The sequence below is a fragment of the Chromobacterium sp. Beijing genome, from assembly GCF_021496765.1.
GTDB lineage: Bacteria > Pseudomonadota > Gammaproteobacteria > Burkholderiales > Chromobacteriaceae > Chromobacterium.
Genome location: NZ_CP053750.1, coordinates 3,843,079 through 3,859,347 on the forward strand (window position 1 = coordinate 3,843,079; position 16,269 = coordinate 3,859,347).

General features: G+C 56.7%; 10 protein-coding genes. All 10 read right to left on the reverse strand.

The annotated features are described in order from the left end of the window. Positions 1–300: 300 nt before the first annotated feature. A complete protein-coding gene (locus HQN78_RS17820) occupies positions 301–1,209 on the reverse strand; it encodes a DUF5655 domain-containing protein (RefSeq protein ID WP_235085315.1) in 909 nt (302 codons plus the stop codon). After that, entirely contained in the window at positions 1,206–2,294 is a 1,089-nt protein-coding gene (locus tag HQN78_RS17825; protein ID WP_235085318.1) for an HNH endonuclease, read from the reverse strand. The genes HQN78_RS17820 and HQN78_RS17825 overlap by 4 nt, the downstream gene beginning before the upstream one ends. Then, a complete protein-coding gene (locus HQN78_RS17830; protein WP_235085320.1) occupies positions 2,294–4,168 on the reverse strand; it encodes a restriction system-associated AAA family ATPase in 1,875 nt (624 codons plus the stop codon). The genes HQN78_RS17825 and HQN78_RS17830 overlap by 1 nt, the downstream gene beginning before the upstream one ends. Beyond that, the gene (locus HQN78_RS17835) at positions 4,165–5,757 is read right to left on the reverse strand and encodes a restriction endonuclease subunit S (RefSeq protein WP_235085323.1); all 1,593 of its coding nucleotides are present in this window, start codon (positions 5,755–5,757) and stop codon (positions 4,165–4,167) included. The genes HQN78_RS17830 and HQN78_RS17835 overlap by 4 nt, the downstream gene beginning before the upstream one ends. Beyond that, positions 5,754–7,418, reverse strand: coding sequence for a class I SAM-dependent DNA methyltransferase (locus HQN78_RS17840; protein WP_235085326.1), 1,665 nt, complete (start codon positions 7,416–7,418; stop codon positions 5,754–5,756). Before HQN78_RS17840 ends, HQN78_RS17835 begins: the two co-directional genes overlap by 4 nt. A gap of 15 nt (positions 7,419–7,433) precedes the next feature. Next, positions 7,434–10,226, reverse strand: coding sequence for a DEAD/DEAH box helicase family protein (locus HQN78_RS17845; protein WP_235085329.1), 2,793 nt, complete (start codon positions 10,224–10,226; stop codon positions 7,434–7,436). A 297-nt stretch (positions 10,227–10,523) separates the two neighbouring features. Then, positions 10,524–12,488 (reverse strand): helix-turn-helix domain-containing protein, encoded by a 1,965-nt coding sequence (locus HQN78_RS17850; RefSeq protein WP_235085331.1) that lies wholly within the window; start codon positions 12,486–12,488, stop codon positions 10,524–10,526. After that, complete coding sequence (locus HQN78_RS17855; protein WP_235085333.1) at positions 12,481–13,527, reverse strand: TniB family NTP-binding protein; 1,047 nt, start codon at positions 13,525–13,527, stop codon at positions 12,481–12,483. The genes HQN78_RS17850 and HQN78_RS17855 overlap by 8 nt, the downstream gene beginning before the upstream one ends. After that, complete coding sequence (locus HQN78_RS17860; protein ID WP_235085336.1) at positions 13,527–15,491, reverse strand: hypothetical protein; 1,965 nt, start codon at positions 15,489–15,491, stop codon at positions 13,527–13,529. The genes HQN78_RS17855 and HQN78_RS17860 overlap by 1 nt, the downstream gene beginning before the upstream one ends. Continuing rightward, complete coding sequence (locus HQN78_RS17865) at positions 15,472–16,035, reverse strand: TnsA endonuclease N-terminal domain-containing protein (protein WP_227106142.1); 564 nt, start codon at positions 16,033–16,035, stop codon at positions 15,472–15,474. The genes HQN78_RS17860 and HQN78_RS17865 overlap by 20 nt, the downstream gene beginning before the upstream one ends. Between the last annotated feature and the right edge of the window lie 234 nt (positions 16,036–16,269).

Genomic DNA, 16,269 nt, shown 5'->3' on the forward strand with positions numbered 1-16,269 from the left:
GTTAGGACGACAGTCACAAGCCGGAGTGGTCTGGAAGTGCGTTCTCTTGGACTAAAGGACAGGTGTAGGTGTTGGGGACACATCTAGGTAGCTTGGAGGGCTGGGGGCGGGACGTGGCGGGGTGGCACGCTTGGCTATGGGAGGGGAAATATGAATGTGGAAACGCCACAGCGGAGGCTACAGTGTTTCCTTATTCAGAATTTAGGTGGACCCTCATGGTTTTGAGAGAGGCTAGCCAAAGCCCTCTCCGTCCACTCCAAAGATCTTGCGGTGACCACAACATGGATAGCCAATGACATATCAGCGTTCGTAGGCCTTGATTATCAGCGATTTGGCTAGGTCAAACTCTGCTTGATTGCTGATACTCAGTTCGATATCCCCCGTACCCCAATGACCAACCTGCGAGACATCACGGGCATTGACGGGAAGGGTCTCGCTGTTGGGCGGTAAGTGCAGGTACAGCAGGAGGCGGCCTTTCTGTAGTACCAGCGTGGCAAAATTCTTCAGGCGACGGTAGGCATAGTACAGTTTCAGCTCTTTTCGCTGTACATCATCACCTAGCGAAAAAATATGTGCTTCTACCGTCGCCAATAACTCAAGCATGCCTGGGCTAAGCTCGGCATAGATTTCTGCCACACTTTTGTCCCCGTTTCGAGGCTTGCTGCTTTGCGGGGATGGCGCAGTAGCTCGGCTACTGGGCTGAGTACTCGGCGTATTAGCCGCCTCCAGTAGCAACAAGTCATCGCCAAACAGCCGGTAGCGCACTAGCTCAATCTGTCGGTTGATCTGCTGCACGGCGTGGGCGTCATACTTGGTGAAATTGGCCGCAATACAGATCAGGCGCGGCCCGCTCCAATCAATGGCATCAGCAGCGGCTTTACCAAAACGCTCCAACACCAGTAGCTTGAACTCGGCCCGATGGTCCATCAGCCAATCCAGATAGAACAGCCCTTGGTTAATGACGTTTTCCGACTGCGAGCGTTTATATTCGATGATGACCGGGCAGTGGTTTTCGTCCAGCCCCAGCGTATCGATGCGCCCGCCGTGGGTTTTACCGGTGGTGTACTCCGACGCCCCAAAGCGGATGCCAAGCAGCGTCTCCAGGTTGCGTTCGATCAGCGTTTGTAGCGGCTTTTCGAGGTCTGAAGCAGTGCCGGGTAGTTCGGTAGCTTGGCTATTGGTCAGGTGGAATAGTTTAATGTCACTCATGATCTTTTTACGAAGCAACCTGCTTGCCCACATGCTTCCAAGAATGGCATTTTGAGGAAGTTACATTCTGCAAAAGGCCTTGTCTTTGCCTGTCTGCGTAGTGTACGCATATAGTCCTCAGGTGTGCGTTCCTTGTTTTCCCATTCATCTAGAATTTGCGTTAGCCAGTACTTACCGTCATTTTCTCCACAGAGTTTGGCCTTGTAGCGCTCTTCGATGCCGTACACGTCCTTCCATGTGTCGATCTCTTCAGCAACAACGGCGGGGCCAAATTGCAGGGTGATATCGGCCGAGGTCAGCCTAGCGATGTCCGAGTGCTGCAAAGTGATTTGTAGCTCGATGGACTGCGCTGCTGGTTTGTAAGGGTAGAAAACGGCACGACGTTGAACTGCTCTAGCGGGGTCTTTGGGGGTGTAGGCGGGATCCTTGCTGGTCTTGTAGCTGCTGTTGCAGTGGTGACAAGCCGGGACAAGGTTTCGGAAGTTGATAGAGTTAAACGGGTACAACACCTTAGGCAAGTAGTGGTCGTAGGCTTCGCGCTTGTTGTGGTATTCGCCTAGGAGATCGTTGACACCACAAAACGGGCATTTCCCAGCCTTATTGGTCTGTACGAATCTTTGATAGTGATCGTCGATATCACCGATCTTGGTGCGCAGCGCAGCGAGATCCAGAAGGGATTGCGAATACAGTCCCTTGAAGAAGATACCGAGTTGAGCGGCAAGGTCTTCGTGATTAGCGGCTATATCGGTATAACGGGCGAGGTGTGTTGCCGGATCATTGGCGCACACCTTTTCCAGGTCGTTATTACCGCTATACCACCGTTTGAATTGTGCGATTTCTGATCGAGACAGTTTAGAAAAACTTTGGTATATGGCCTGAACTTGACTCGAAAAGCGATCCCCTGCTTGGGTATGATCATACGCAAAAGATGTCATCACCTCTTTAAGTGACCGATTGGCATCAAACAGGCTCAAGTCAAATGACCCTGCCTTCGGCGCTCGGCACCACACTTGATAGAAAATGAAGTTGACGAACCGTTGCATTTTCTCCATCTGGTGCGGCACATAGGTATACGAGAACAACATCAGCCGTGCTCCTCCCCATTGCCTGACTGAGCGCCGTCAAGAATGGCCTTGATCAACAGCACTTTCTCCACCGAGTCACCAAGCTGCTGGTAAATCTCCGTGATCAGGGCTTCCTTATCTTCGGTGCCCTGTTCAAAGCGGGCCCGCAAGGCGTCCAACAAGGACTGCGCATGGCCGCCAACGGTTTCGCGCTTGCCGAAGGTGTTCATGGTGATCTTGTTGATCGACGCGCCCAGCGTGTTGTACGGCGGGTGGCTGATGCTGACCTTGCCACTGGATTTGTCCTTGGCAAACACCAACACCTTCTCCGGCTTGCTATCGGAGATCAGAAATGGCGTGTGGGTGGTGATCAGCATTTCCTGCGCGCATTCACCATTTCCCAGCAGGCACTGGCGCAAGCGGCTGATGAAATTGGCGCGCCAGTCCGGGTTGAAGTGCGTTTCTGGCTCGTCGAGCAGGAACAGGCTGTTGGTGTCACGAAAGAGCAGGCAAAGTCCGAGGCTGTGCAGCAATTGATGCTCGCCGTCCGACAACTCCTTGAGCATTATCGGTTGCGCCACGCCCTGCTTGGTGAAGCGCACGAACTTGAAGCGCATGATGCGCTGGTCGGATGCCAGGGTTGGTACCGTCTCGCTGACGTAGTGGCTGGTCGAGGTGTAGAGATCGGCCTTCAGAACCTCGCTGACGGCATACAGGTTGAGCGTCAACAGCACCTGAAACGCCTGGAACAGCGCCAGCGCCGAGCCATCGAAGTTCTCGCGGAATGCCTGCCGGGTCGTCTCATTGACCCAGTAGTCAAGCACCAGCGTATCGGTGGCGTCGTCGACGTAATTGAGCGTGGCACAACGCTTGAGGGCGCTCACCACCAGCGAGGACCTCTCGTCACCCTCCAGCAACTGCAGCAAGTTCAGGCGATAGCGCGTACTTCCCGGCTCATCAGTTTCCGAGAGCGCGGGATTGCCTTTGATGATCTCGCGGCGAACCCAATCATCAACCGATTGGCTAATCTCAGACTCTGAGAGTCCGCGTGTTCGAGCTTCCGCTTGTATTCGATTTCGTCGTTCGCGCTTCTGATCTTCATCAGCGGGATCGAAGGCTTCCAGTTGCACTGCGTCGATGGGAATTCGGCGACGCAGGATGATGCGGAACTCCCGCAATGCGTCGATACCCACATCCTCGCGGAAAGGCTTCAGTGTGGCCTCGTCCTGAAACAGCAGGTTGCACAGCAGAATGGCTTGACTGAATCCACTGTCCAGATAGGCCAGCCGTGTCTCCGGGTGGCCGGGGTAGCTCAGTTGCCGGGTCAGTGCATTCCAGTACTCGTCGAACTGCACGAAACGCATCTTGAAGAACGGCAGGCTGAGGATCTCGTTCTCGCCCGAGGAATAACCCTGCACGTATTGCGGCAACAGAAGGTCGCGCTCTTCATCGGTCAGACGACTAGAAACAAAGCCCTCGGAAGGAAATGCGTCGTTGTTCTCCCAACGTAGCCAGGGTGACCCTCCCGCTTCCTTGATCACGACTACGTGGGCGAACCTCGGACTACCGGAGGTTCTGTATTCCTCTGACAGCTTGATCAAGTATTCGAGTTCATAGGCGACGGGCGAAACATCTGGCGCCTCGTCCTGCAAGGCTTCGGGCAGAAAACTGCGGCGCACGCGCAGCACTTCCAACTGAAAGAAGATAGCCGCCAGCGCTTCGAGCAGGTTGGATTTACCGCTGCCATTGGGCCCAGCGCAAACGAAGGGCGCAAAGTCGTTCGCTTGCGCCAGCTCGTCCTGCAAGCTCAACTCGGTGCGGAAGTGGTGCTCAAACCCGCAGGGCAGGCTGCGGAAACCGTCCGGGTCGGTGATCTTGAGGCGCAGTAGTTTCATGTCTGACTGGCCTTTAGCTCAATCATGTTTCCGAAGACTGGTGCGCCAGTTTCCTCGTCGTAGTGGCTGACGTTTATCGCCTGAGCAAGACGGCCGGTGCTCAGTGCCTCGAACACCCAAGTTTTGATCTGTTCGTAGTCGCTCGCGCCCAGTTCGAAATCATTGTCCGGGTGCAGTTCGCCCAGCCGGGTTTGCGCGGCGGTGATAAAGCGTTCGAGGGAGAAAGCGGCACTGCCCAACCGCGAACAATAAGCCTCCAGCCAGAAGTGCAGCAGCGGAGGAAGCTGCGTGCTGTTTTCCAGTGCTGGCAGCAGTAAATCGGTATCGGGTAGTTCGATCACCGGCGTGGTGATGGGCGCAGGCATGGCGGCGGCCATCAGACTTTTTCCTTCGATGGGCGCGGCAGGTAAGTCCACCCGCGATAAATCCAACTCGCCCTTGAATGCGTGCTGGCTCAGGGAACCGTATAGAGCTTCGAGATCGGTGAGGCTTTGCTGGAGGCGGGACTTGAGGGCTTCGATCTTTTCTACGATGGCAGCGAATTGATTCTGGATTTCAAAGGGTGGCTTGATCATCGTGATCTTCTCAAAATCCCCCTTTGTCAGAATCTTCTTCATCCCCTTCGTGGCATGGCTCTGTATGTAAGCCCGAGACAGCTTGAGCAAACCATACAAATACAGAGAGTTGACATCCTCGCCAGGCTGGATTGCATTGATCTGCTGATTGAAGGACACCGTCCTGTTCGTCAGCGCTGCACGCCCGATCGATTCGACGCTGCCTGCGATACAGGCAACGAGCAAGGCGCCCGCAGTAACTGTTCTGGCCTTTTTTGCTCCAAGCTCCGAAAGGTGCTCGGCGGCAGGCGTAACGAAAACGGCATCACCCGTGATGTTGTCCGTCTTGATCCATTCGATGAATTGACCATTGTAGTTTTCAGCTTCATTTCTCGGCGGCGTATTGCCAGTCGAAATCTTGCCGAAGGCTTTCAGCTCAGGTTTTTCCCACTCCCTCTCATTCCGCACCGGGTCACCGAACATCTCTAGAAACACGCTCTTGAGCAGGTCGTCGAGCTGTTGCAGGTGTTGTTTGCGCTGAGCGATCAGTCCTTCAACTTTGCCGAGCAGATGGGCAATGCGGATTTGGTCGTCTAGGGGCGGGAACGGAATTTCTAGGTTGAGAAAATCCATCTTCGTCAGGCTGCGCCGCCGTGCAACGGCACCTTGCATGCGCGAGGCGTATAAGCCCCTTGCCTGCGCCGACCGCAAATATCGCTCAAGGTAGGGGATGTGGGAATCTGATCCGTTTTTCAGCCTCCAAATGTCATACGCCGGACTAACGATTCCTGCTGGATATTTCGTCTGAAAACCGAGGACACCCTCATCAATCGGGAAGCCGACAACCAATTCGTTCTTGTATGCAACGCGATAGTTCGAGGTGTCTGAACTGGCAACGCGCTTCTTGAACTTGTCTGCCTGATCGACCAAGCCATGCTTCATGGTGATCGAAAGGACTGGCAAATCCTGATCGCCAGCACGGTTGCGGCCTGACAGTTCCAAGATCTCGCCGAGAGGTTTAAGGGGCCAGCTCATCCCACCACCCCCTTCAACGCCAGCAGCTCGCGCACGATGCCGCTTCGCACATTGGCGAGATCCGCTTCGTCTACATCCCCCACCTCGGCCTGGATCAGACGATCCAAAATCACTCCCGGCGCGTCGTAGCGCACCTCCTCGAAGACATCCTGCTTGTAGCGTGAGAGCGAGAGGTCGTAGTTGTTCTTCTCGTCGGCAACCTCGCTGCGCGGCACCATGAAGCACCTAGCGGTGCGGTCGGTATCAGTGGCGGCATCGCGGGTGTGATATCTGGTAATGATTTCTTGCAGGTCGCCGTAGCCTTCCTGCTTGCTGCGCTTGTCGTCTAGTGAATAGCCGTCGGCTGCCATTTCGTAAAACCAGACGTGTTCGGTGGCGGCTTTGCTCACCTTGTCTTTCGGCCCCCAGACCTTGGTGAACAGCAGAATGGCGGTGCTGACCCCGGCATAGGGTTTGAACACGCCGCTGGGCAGGGTGATCACAGCCTTGAGGTCGCAACGCTCCACCAGCATCTGGCGCAGCGTCTTGAAGGCCCCGCCGGAGCCAAACAGCACGCCCTGCGGCACGATCACGCAGGCGGTGCCGCCCTTCTTGAGCAGGCGGTAGATATTCTCGACAAACAGCAGCTCGGTCTTGGTGGTAGCCAGTTGCAGGTGCTCGTTGATGTCGCTCTTGTCGATGCTGCCGGTGAAGGGCGGGTTGGCCAGCACAATGTCGTACTCGGCTTCCTCGGTGTAGCTCTTGCTGAGGGTGTCTTTGTAGTCGATGTGCGGCTCGTCGATACCGTGCATCATCAGGTTCATGAGGCCGAGGCGCACCATGGTCTGGTCGATGTCGTAACCCCACAGAGAGCTAGAAAGAATGGCTTGGGCCTTGTCGGTGAGCGTAGCAGCAACCGATGTGCGCACGAAGCCATCTTCATCAAGGGGCAAGTCTTTGCTGCCTGCTTTGATGGCGAGTTGTGTCACGATGTACTGGTAAGCGCCAAGCAAGAAGCCGCCGGAACCACAGGCCGGGTCGGCGATTTTGTGGCCCAGTTGCGGCTGCGCCAGATCGGCCATCAGCTTGATGATGTGGCGCGGGGTGCGGAACTGGCCGTTCTTACCGGCGGTGGCGATCTCGGACAGCAGGAACTCGTAGACATCGCCCTGGATGTCCTGGAAGGCCTGGCCTTTTTCTTTCGAGTCGCGCTCCATTACCTCGAAGATGTCGTCGATAGTCTTCACCGCTTCCACCAGCAGGGCGGGCTTGGGGATGATGAAGACCGCGTTCTTCATGTGGTGGGTGAAGTTGGATTCGGCGCCGTTCAGGTCCTTGAGAAAAGGGAACACCTTGCCCTGCACATGCTGCAGCATCTCTTCGGCCTGCATGCGCTTGAATTCGCTCCAGCGCAGACTGGTCTTATTAATCGCATATCTGTGGCTATCCGGTTGACTGCGATATTCGGGAGGTATCCAGAGTCCTGCAAACTTAGAGGTATATTTCTCCCCGCACCATTCGGCATCGGATTGCTTCTTAAGATCCAACTCATCCAGCCGTTTCATAAACAGCAGGTAGGTGATCTGCTCGATGGCGGTGAGCGGGTTGCTAATGCCACCGCTCCAGAATTTATTCCAGAGCTGGTCGATCTTACTTTTGAGGTCGGAGTTGTGCTGTAGCATGGGATGCTTTGATTTTTAGGCGGCCAACCGTTCGGTCAACTGCAGGATTTCGTTGATTTCAGCCGGGCTGAACACGCCTCGGATGCCCTGTGGGTGGATAACCGTGAAGGGAGTGTTAATCAAGTCTTTCTTTTCGACCTTTTCACGCTCAATGATGAAGCCCTTCAGCAAGTTGAGAAATTCCATCTGCCGGCTGCTAAGCGTAGTGTGGGCATGGATGAATTGGTCAAAAGCGGCGCGGACTTCATCCGGGAAGCTCTTCAGCACTTCAATGCCCAAGATATGGCGGATAAACTGGATGAAGCGCGCCTTGCGGTTTTTGTAGACTTGGCGCAACAAGTCTTCGGTGATGTGCGGGTGCTCTTCATGTAGTAGCTCAGCCAGTTCACTAGCCTCTTCGGTTCGGATCATTTCACCGTTTTTGATCTTCTGTAGCACTGGATTGTACTCAGTCAGTTCGGCAATCAAAGCCTCAACCATTTCTCGATAGCGAGTGATGCTGACTGCTTCGTGCTGCGGACCGAATTCTACCCATTCTTTCTTGTGTAGTTCATCGGCCAGATCCAGGTGGGTCTGCTGTTGGCTAGTGCTTCGTTCGCGGAATTTCATCAGCGGCCCGAGTTTGGCGACCAGTTCGTCGAAGGCATCCTCATTTGCCTTGGCCCAGTAGTGGCCGGTTTGCGCAGCGCGAACCAGGGTTTCTTCCTGTTTCACGAAACTGACAGATAGCGACAGCTCGCTGAGCTGTTCGACTATGCCTTCCTTGAGAGTTTCCGCCTGTTCCTTGTCTTCGTTCAGCACTGCAAGCGAATATTCGAGAAGGTCGCGCTCAAAACGCATGGACTTGAAGTCGGCCTCGGAGACAGAGCGGAACAGAGGCTTGATTTCAGCGCGCAGGAATTCTATCCGCTCGTGGTTGAGGCTGATCCAGAAGTTGTCGTCGTCCAGTCGCCCCAGTGCAGCGGCGGCTTCCCTGACTACGACCGACTCTTTGGGTAGTGCCGCAATATGTAGGCGGAGCTTGGCCACTTCACGCGCTGCTATATCGGCATGGTCACTGTCATTTGCTTTCTCGATCTTGTCTAGCCGCAAGCCAACAAGCCGCACAGGCAGCGGTAGTTGAGCTTTTAGCTCCTTGCCCTTGGGGTTTAGCTTGAAGTACTCGAAGTTGTCCCAGCAGTCGAGAATCAGGAAAACATCTTTTTCCAGGCACCAAGGCTTGGGCTTGCTGGTTTCCAACAAGCGCGTACCGCGACCTACCATCTGCCAGAACTTGGTGTACGAGTAGACCGGCTTGGCGAATACGAGGTTGACGATCTCTCGCACGTCGATGCCGGTGTCGAGCATGTCTACACTGATGGCGATTCGAGGCATGTCGTTGTTGGTGAACTGATCGAGCAGGCCGCCTTTGCCGTAAACGCGGGAGTCTTCCGATACCAACACCTTGGCGAGCTCGCCGTGGTATTGCGGGTAGAGCTTGTCGAAGATTTCTTCCATACGCCGGGCGTGGGCCTTGGTGGCGCAAAAGAAGATGGTTTTGCCGGGCAGTACGCCGTTAGCGTCCTTGATGGCCTCCTCCATGAATTCGCGCACGATCAGGGTGTTGGTGCCCTTGTTGATCACCTGTCTTTCGAGCTGCGAACCTTCGAAGTTGAATTCTTCAACGTCTTTGCCCTGCAGGATCAGCGTCTTCTGGTCGTCCAATGAAATGGTACGCTTGCTAATGCCTTCCATCTGGAACTTGGTCTGAATCTTCATGACCTGGAAGTTGCAGAGGTAGGGAGGTACGTTGTTTACAGCCTCTTCGTAGGTATAGGCAAAGGTCGGCAGGCCATCTTCACAATGGAAAAGCTGAAATGTGTTGTGATCGATTATGTCGGTCGGTGTTGCTGTCAGTCCCAGCGTGATGGCCTTGAAGTAGTTGAGCACTTCGCCGAAGGTGTTGTAGATAGAGCGATGGCTCTCATCAACGACGATGAAATCGAAAAAGTGCGGAGACAGGTACTGCATCTCATCCCTGATGATGTTGAGCATCGTCGGGTAAGTAGCGACATAGATACGTCGGTCTGTAGCAATGAGCTTTTCACCCACATTGGGCCAGCGTGGCTCATTAGGCATGTGTTCCTTGAAGGCTGCCAGTGCCTGCTCGCGTAGTGCAATGCGGTCTACCAAGAACAAGACCTTTTCTGCATGGCCTGCACGCATCAAGGCATCAACCATGGCGATGCAGATGCGGGTCTTGCCGGTACCGGTAGCCATCACCAGCAGGAAATCGCGCTTTTCCTGTTCGATGCCTTCGAGCACCGAGCGAATGGCCCGGATCTGGTAGTCTCTGCCAGCAATCGAGGTATTGATGAACTCTTGAGTCAGCGGCTTGCGATTGCGGCGGATGTAGGCAAAGCGCTCCAGATCATCGCGGGAGGGAAAGCCAACAACCTTGCGCGGCGGCGCGTTTTCCAAATCCCAGAAATAGAGTTCGTGGCCGTTGGTATAGAAGCAGAATGGCAACTCGTTGCCTGGTTGCTTCTGGATGTTGTAACAGTACTGCTTAGCTTGTTCGCGACCGACGGCGGCATCGCGACTGCTTCTTTTGGCTTCAACCACTGCTAAGGGCTTGCGATCTTTACCAAGCAGAACGTAATCACTAAATTGGTGCCCTTCGTAGGGTGTGCGTGGTTCTGCTACACCTTCTGACAGGGCTGTGAGGATGTCGAATTCTTCGACAACCTGAGTGGGGTCTTTAACATCCCAGCCTGCAAGACCGAGCGCCTTATCAATTAGTTGAGCACGCGTTTCTGCTTCATTCATCCCAATTTACCCGGTTAGCCTTTACGCCTTCAATATGATGCTCATCGCTTGGACATTGTAAATGCTTTAAGCATGTATGATTGGCGCTACCACGGAATAAACATGGCGGATCGTTAAGATCCTCGTGTAATAAAGAAGAGCTCCCTTTACGAGGGAGCTCCGTCATTGCACTAACTACGCGCTGGGTTTTGCACTAATCCACGACCGTTTTCACTTTCTGTGCGAACAGGCATCACCCTACACCTCTGTAGGATCCCATCTTCCTCTAGATGAGCCCCACGACAGATCAACGGGGTTCTAGACGAAAGTGGGACGGAGGCGGTACGGGCGTCCCATCTTCCTGGAAGATCCTCTCCCAGGCCTTTCGCCGCCGCTGCACCGTGTCCCGCCACTTGATCGGATCCCCACCTGATATCTCTCGATAAATCGGGTAAGCGTATCGGTGCGAGTATATACCAGTTGGCGGCAAGCTTCGATGCTGGTGCCGCGCAGCGGGTAGATGGCTAAGTGCTTGAGCATGTTCATCACTTTCCTGGGCGAGCGGCCGGTCAGGTCTGCGATCTCGGTACCGAAGATGTACTGCCGCAGGAAGCGGTCGACATCTGCTTTGCGCACTCTGGAGCCTTGGTGCTTCTGGTTGCCCAGCTTGTGCGAGCGGATGTAATCGTTCTGCGTCAGCCAGTACGCCACCTGCTGCTTCACCCCCAGCACTTCGGCCAACTCCGGAATGGTGACCCAGTTGGCCCGATCCGTGGGAAGGCTGGCTCGCCACAGCTGCAAGGCCTTGCGCTTGAACACCCAGCGCGTGATCCCGGTCTTGCCGATGAGGGTGGCGCAGACGGCCAGCTTGCCTGCCTGGATCTCCTCAACCAACGACACGACTTCGTCGGCATTCCACTGCCAATAGTGCAGCACGTCGGCCAGCGAAGTTTCGTCTTCATCGAGAGAATAGACCCGCGGCAGCGCCTCGCCGAACTCGGCCAACTGATAGACCTCCGAGCTGGAAATGCACCATGGCAGCAAAGGCTGGCCGTTGACTCGGCGGGCGGAGGGGAACAGCAGCTTCAGGATCCGTCGCATCCGCACCTTGCCCAGACCCAGCACCTCCATGGCCTTGGTCATGGTGATTTCCCCCGCAAGTTGTTCCTCCACCTGGATCAGCCGGTCTTTGCGCACCATCAGGAAGCGGCGGCCTTTGCTGCTGATGGTTTCTTGCCCTTCCAGTTGCCCGGAACGGATCAGGTAGCGCAGCCGCGCCATGGAGATACCGAGTCGGTCGGCCGCCGCCTTGCCAGGAATCCACTGGATGTTCTCCAGGACCTCGATGGTGAACCGGCGATTCCGTCTGGCCACGCCGCCTTTCCAGCGCTGCGTCACCCATTGCTCGAAAGCTTCGCGAACCGGGTGGTAAACGCCATCGCGCAGTCCTCCGTCGTAAAGGTAACGATAAGCCTCCTGAAACACGGTGTTCAGGCTGATCTGCGAATCTCCGCTGGACGTTTGCAGGGCGTCGAGGGCTGCGTGGAATTTGTCGGGCCAGAAAACCAGCATCTCCGCCGCCAATGAGGTGATGGGCCAGGAGACTTCCAGTAAGCCCGCATTCATGATTTTGAGTGGTTTGAGCGTGGCGACGGGATTCAGATAAGTACCCAGGTAGCGGATTAGGCGCTGTACCTGCTCCAGGGTGAGCCCTTGGAAGGGATAGCCATGCGTTTGTGGAACCGCTTGCTGCAACAGCATCTGCTCCAGCGTTTCCGCCAGCAGGATGGCGGCCGCAGGCGCTTCTTCCGGGACCTCCCGACGCAGATCGGCGCCGCAGTTGCAGCGGAGCAGGCTGTCCCGGTGCCAGGTAAGCGACTCGCCGCAACTGGAGCAATGGTCCACCAGCCAGGTGCCGTGCTTGGGGCAGGTGTCGAAATACAGCAGCTCCCAGCCGATCCGCCACCTAGCCTCCTCCGCCAGGCAGTACGGGCAGTGCCGGGCGAAGCGTCGGTTCCAGATGCTGGGCTGATATCGCGCCAACTCAGCCACGTGGCGAACATAGTTGAGCAGCTCTGGATAAAGCGGGTCAGGGGGCAGCAGCTGTTGCTGTCGCAAGGCCTCCGGGGAGAAGGCGATGCCGAGCTGTTCCAGGTCCCGCAGACTCATGAAGTTAGCCTCGGCCAACCGGAACAGGTAGCCGATAGGCCCCTCGGTTCGGGTTGGCTGAGGCCGGATTAGCAAGCTGGGGGCATCTTGCCTGGGGATGGTGCTGTCATGCATGGATCACGCCTCCTTTGCTCTGATGCAGGCCCAGCTTGATGGCTACCGGCGAGCCGACTGGGTCCTTACGGGTATGTGGGTAGAACATCTCGCCGGGGCGAGTGAGGGGGCGTAGCAAGGACTCGGGATGGAAGGGATTCAGCGTGTCGGGCACGTCTTTCCAGATCCGCTCGCGAAAGCTGGCGGCCAGCACATCCAGCGATAGCGTGTTGAGGCCGGCCAGGTTGGCGGCGCAAACCGCGCCCTCCAGCAGCTTGAGGGTGTAGTCGAGCAGCCCGAAGCTGGCGGTGTGGATGCGCCGCGCCAGGTTGGCCTCATGCAAGGGAATCTCGCAGCCCAGCGGCAGGCAGAGGGCGATGCCCTTGAGCAGTCCCCGGTATTCCAAGAAATCCGCCTCATCGTCGAGCTGGAACGGATCCATGGGGATGCACTGCGAGAAGCGGCGCGACAACTGCTCGTTACTGCGGATCACCAGCTCGGCTGCCGACAGCCCGCACGCCACCATGCCTACGCCGGTACTTTCCAGCAGGTTCTTCAGCCAATCGGTGACATCCCGAAATGCCGTCGCGCTGGGGGTATAGAACAGATGCTGGAACTCATCGATCAGCAGCAACTCCACACCGCATTGCGAGAAGAAGTCGACCAGCCGGGTGGTTTTCTCGGGAGCAGTGCCGCGGTGCGACTTCCGGTCCCCCATGGCCTCCAGGATGGCGCCGGCGAGACTGCGTACCGTCGGCGACGACGGCACTCGCACAATCAGGACCGGAATCCGAGTGCGCTGCGTCTCAAAACTGCGTGGTGACTGGGCCTCATACGCCCGAAGCACGGTGCTTTTGCCGGCGCCGGAGGGGCCGATCAACAGCACGCCGCCGCCCACGCCATGCGCGCGGCGACGGTGATGCAGTTCGGCGATCTGGAACAGCGCGTGGCGAAAGCGTTGGTGGTAGATGGGTTCCAACTGCAGCTTGTAGCCCAGCACCTTGTCGGACGCGTAGCCGGCGTTCGGGGCGAACTGCCGCATCAAGTCGAGAGGATCCATCACGCGCCTCCCTTCTTGGCTGACACCGACAGCTCCGGCAGATCATCCTGCAATCCGTCAGGCAATGACTCCGGCAAAGGAGCTTTGCGGGTTTTGACGGGTTTTCTGGCGGCGACCAGCGGATCCTGCTTTTCCAGCACCGCTTCGCTGTTGAGGTTGAACTGGCGCGCGCCGGACTTTCGATAGCCCATCTTCTTGTGCTGCAGCGCCGCCTGCGCTAGTTCCTGGATCTCGCGTTTCGCCTCCAGCAATTCAGGGGTGTTGCATAGCTCGCCGAAGCGTTTGCGGGCATGGGTGCGGATGGTGCGGTGCATTTCCCGAGGTAGACCCTCGGCGTATTCCATGTCCCGCGCCGGAACGCGCAGATACGTCTTACTGTCCGGATCCAGCACATGAATGTGGCCGACATCATCCTCGTAGGTTTTGATCTCCACAGGGATGTTTTTGCCGAAGCGCCGGCGGATCAGTTGCACGTGGTGGTCGTTGTAATGCAGGCCCTCGAACTCAATGCCGTAGTGGAACAACGTCCGGCTTGCCGGAATGCCGGCGATCAACTCCAACTGTTGCGGGTCGGTGGGCAGCGCAATCGGGGCCCGATTGGCGGACTCTTGCCAACGATCCAATGGCCGGCCTTTGATGCCGCTGTGAGGCGTGACGTTGTAGACATCGACAATCCAGCGCACCAGTAAATGCGTCAGCGTGGCCATGTCCAGGCAGGCCTGTTTTTCTGCCGGGTAGTCGCCGCGCTCCTGCGGATTAGAAAACGTGGTGCCTGGCAGGGTGTGGATAAGGTCCACGCTCATCGTCCGGATAAACCGTTCAATCGCGCCTTTTTGCCATGACACCTTGGATCCGCAAAACAGCATCACGATGCTCATCTCCAGGCAGGCCTGTTCAAAGCCGGTGCTGTGCAGGTCCGGGCCATTGTCGACGGCGACCAACTGCGGGATGCCGTAGGCCGGCCACGGGTGCTTGATATCGGTCCACTGACTAAGCAGCTCCTCCTTGGGCAGGATGGCCCGCCGCAGGCACTGCAGCAGCGAGTTGGCGGAAGGCGCGCCGATGCTGATATAGAAACCGACGATCATCCGGGAGTATTGGTCGATCGCCACGGTAATCCACGGCCTGCCCAATGCTAGCCCTGTCACGAGGTCGATGATGATGATATCCAGCGGGGTATGGTCGATCTCGATCCGTTCCAGGATGGCCTGGGTCTTCACACGGCCGATCGCGACGCGGTATTTCATGCGCACGGCCTCGGCGCCCTCGCGGGCTAGATCGACCAAGTCCTGCTGCAAATCCTCCAGCCAGCGATATACCGTGGTACGGCCGGGGCATTTCATCTGCTCCTGCGCATACAGCGATTGATTGATGGCCTCGGTACGTGCCTTCATCCGCTGGTAGACCGCCAGCTTCGGCAGCTTGTTGTCGGTGAGATAGACCTCGGCGATGACCTGTTCGAACAGCTGATAGCCCGGTTTGGTCTGGTGGTTGGATTCTGGCCGACCCCAGGGAATCAGTTTCAGAATCGAGCGGGTAGTCCGGTAACGCCGCCACCACTCCGATACGGTCGACGCGCAAGGCGGGTACTTGTCATCGATCTCGCCGGCTAGTTGACTGATGCACGCCTCCCAAGCCGACCTGTTGTAAGGTGTGTGGTCGGGGTCGATGCCCTGCAGATAATGCAGGCGGCGCCTGGCAATGGCCTGAAGTTTGAGTGGATAGGTCGACAGGTCGCGCGGCGTGACGAGATAGATCGCCTCACCGAGGTTGGCCAATGACTCCTCGTCGATGATCCACTCCTGGGACTGCCAGCGTTGCAGAATGTCTGAGTTGGTCAGCGTCAAAACCTCGCCTTCATCTGAGAGCAGTTGCAGCTTGCCGCTGGCCAGCCGGCGGTCCAGCTGCCAGCGAGTCTGTCCCTGAAGGAAGCCCAGGCCGCGTTTAAAAGTAAATCGTTGCATGGTGCTCTCCTACAGGTAGTTGAACGAGGGAGGCCGGCGCGAGGGGCTGAGTCAGGTCGACGTAGAGTCGAGCTTGCGCGATCAGGGTGTCGGTGACGTCTGAACCGAACCGCTCCAGGCATTGCGCCAAGGGGATGGATTCGGTCTGAGAGAAGGCCACAGCCAGCTGGCTGCGGGTTGGTAGGGGGCTCGCGGGATGGTTGTAGTGGTACAGCAGCTGTTTCAGATTACTGAACTGCGGCTCCTGCAGGATTTCCTTATCGGTCAAAAGCCGATAATCCAGACCTTGTGCTAACAGCTGTTCGGCAATCTGGTGGTATTTCGCTTTGACCTGGGGGCGGGCCAGTTCGGATGCTGGCTTGAGCTCGACGAACAGTACGTGCTCGTCGTACAGACGTACCCTCAGATCTGGGACGTGGACGCGCATGGCGGTCCCGTCCCAATACGGCAACTTCTCAGGTTGCGCTTTAAAAGCAACGACACCTGGTGATAGCTCCAGCAATAGCAGGGCATCGCGTTCCTGCAGCGATTCCCATGGCACCATCCGTTTCATTTTCTTGGAGGGGAAATAACCTCGGATGTGCCGCCCCCTACGGGTAACGACTCGTCGCACTCCTTGCATCGTCTTCTCCCGGCTGCGCCGGCAAGACCTCTCCCTGCGCAGCCACGCATCTGTTGGAAAGTTGGCCAAAAAAGGAACGTGAAAATCCGCCGTTCAGTTCGAAACTGAACGTTTTTGGCCGAATACAGGGGGGGAATGGCTTGACCGCTAAGATGC

Coding starts and splice junctions, on each gene's coding strand:
- HQN78_RS17820 (WP_235085315.1), bottom strand. CDS start 1,209: ATGAGTGACATTAAACTATTCCACCTGACCAATAGCCAAGCTACCGAA.
- HQN78_RS17825 (WP_235085318.1), bottom strand. CDS start 2,294: ATGTTGTTCTCGTATACCTATGTGCCGCACCAGATGGAGAAAATGCAA.
- HQN78_RS17830 (WP_235085320.1), bottom strand. CDS start 4,168: ATGAAACTACTGCGCCTCAAGATCACCGACCCGGACGGTTTCCGCAGC.
- HQN78_RS17835 (WP_235085323.1), bottom strand. CDS start 5,757: ATGAGCTGGCCCCTTAAACCTCTCGGCGAGATCTTGGAACTGTCAGGC.
- HQN78_RS17840 (WP_235085326.1), bottom strand. CDS start 7,418: ATGCTACAGCACAACTCCGACCTCAAAAGTAAGATCGACCAGCTCTGG.
- HQN78_RS17845 (WP_235085329.1), bottom strand. CDS start 10,226: ATGAATGAAGCAGAAACGCGTGCTCAACTAATTGATAAGGCGCTCGGT.
- HQN78_RS17850 (WP_235085331.1), bottom strand. CDS start 12,488: ATGCATGACAGCACCATCCCCAGGCAAGATGCCCCCAGCTTGCTAATC.
- HQN78_RS17855 (WP_235085333.1), bottom strand. CDS start 13,527: ATGGATCCTCTCGACTTGATGCGGCAGTTCGCCCCGAACGCCGGCTAC.
- HQN78_RS17860 (WP_235085336.1), bottom strand. CDS start 15,491: ATGCAACGATTTACTTTTAAACGCGGCCTGGGCTTCCTTCAGGGACAG.
- HQN78_RS17865 (WP_227106142.1), bottom strand. CDS start 16,035: ATGGTGCCATGGGAATCGCTGCAGGAACGCGATGCCCTGCTATTGCTG.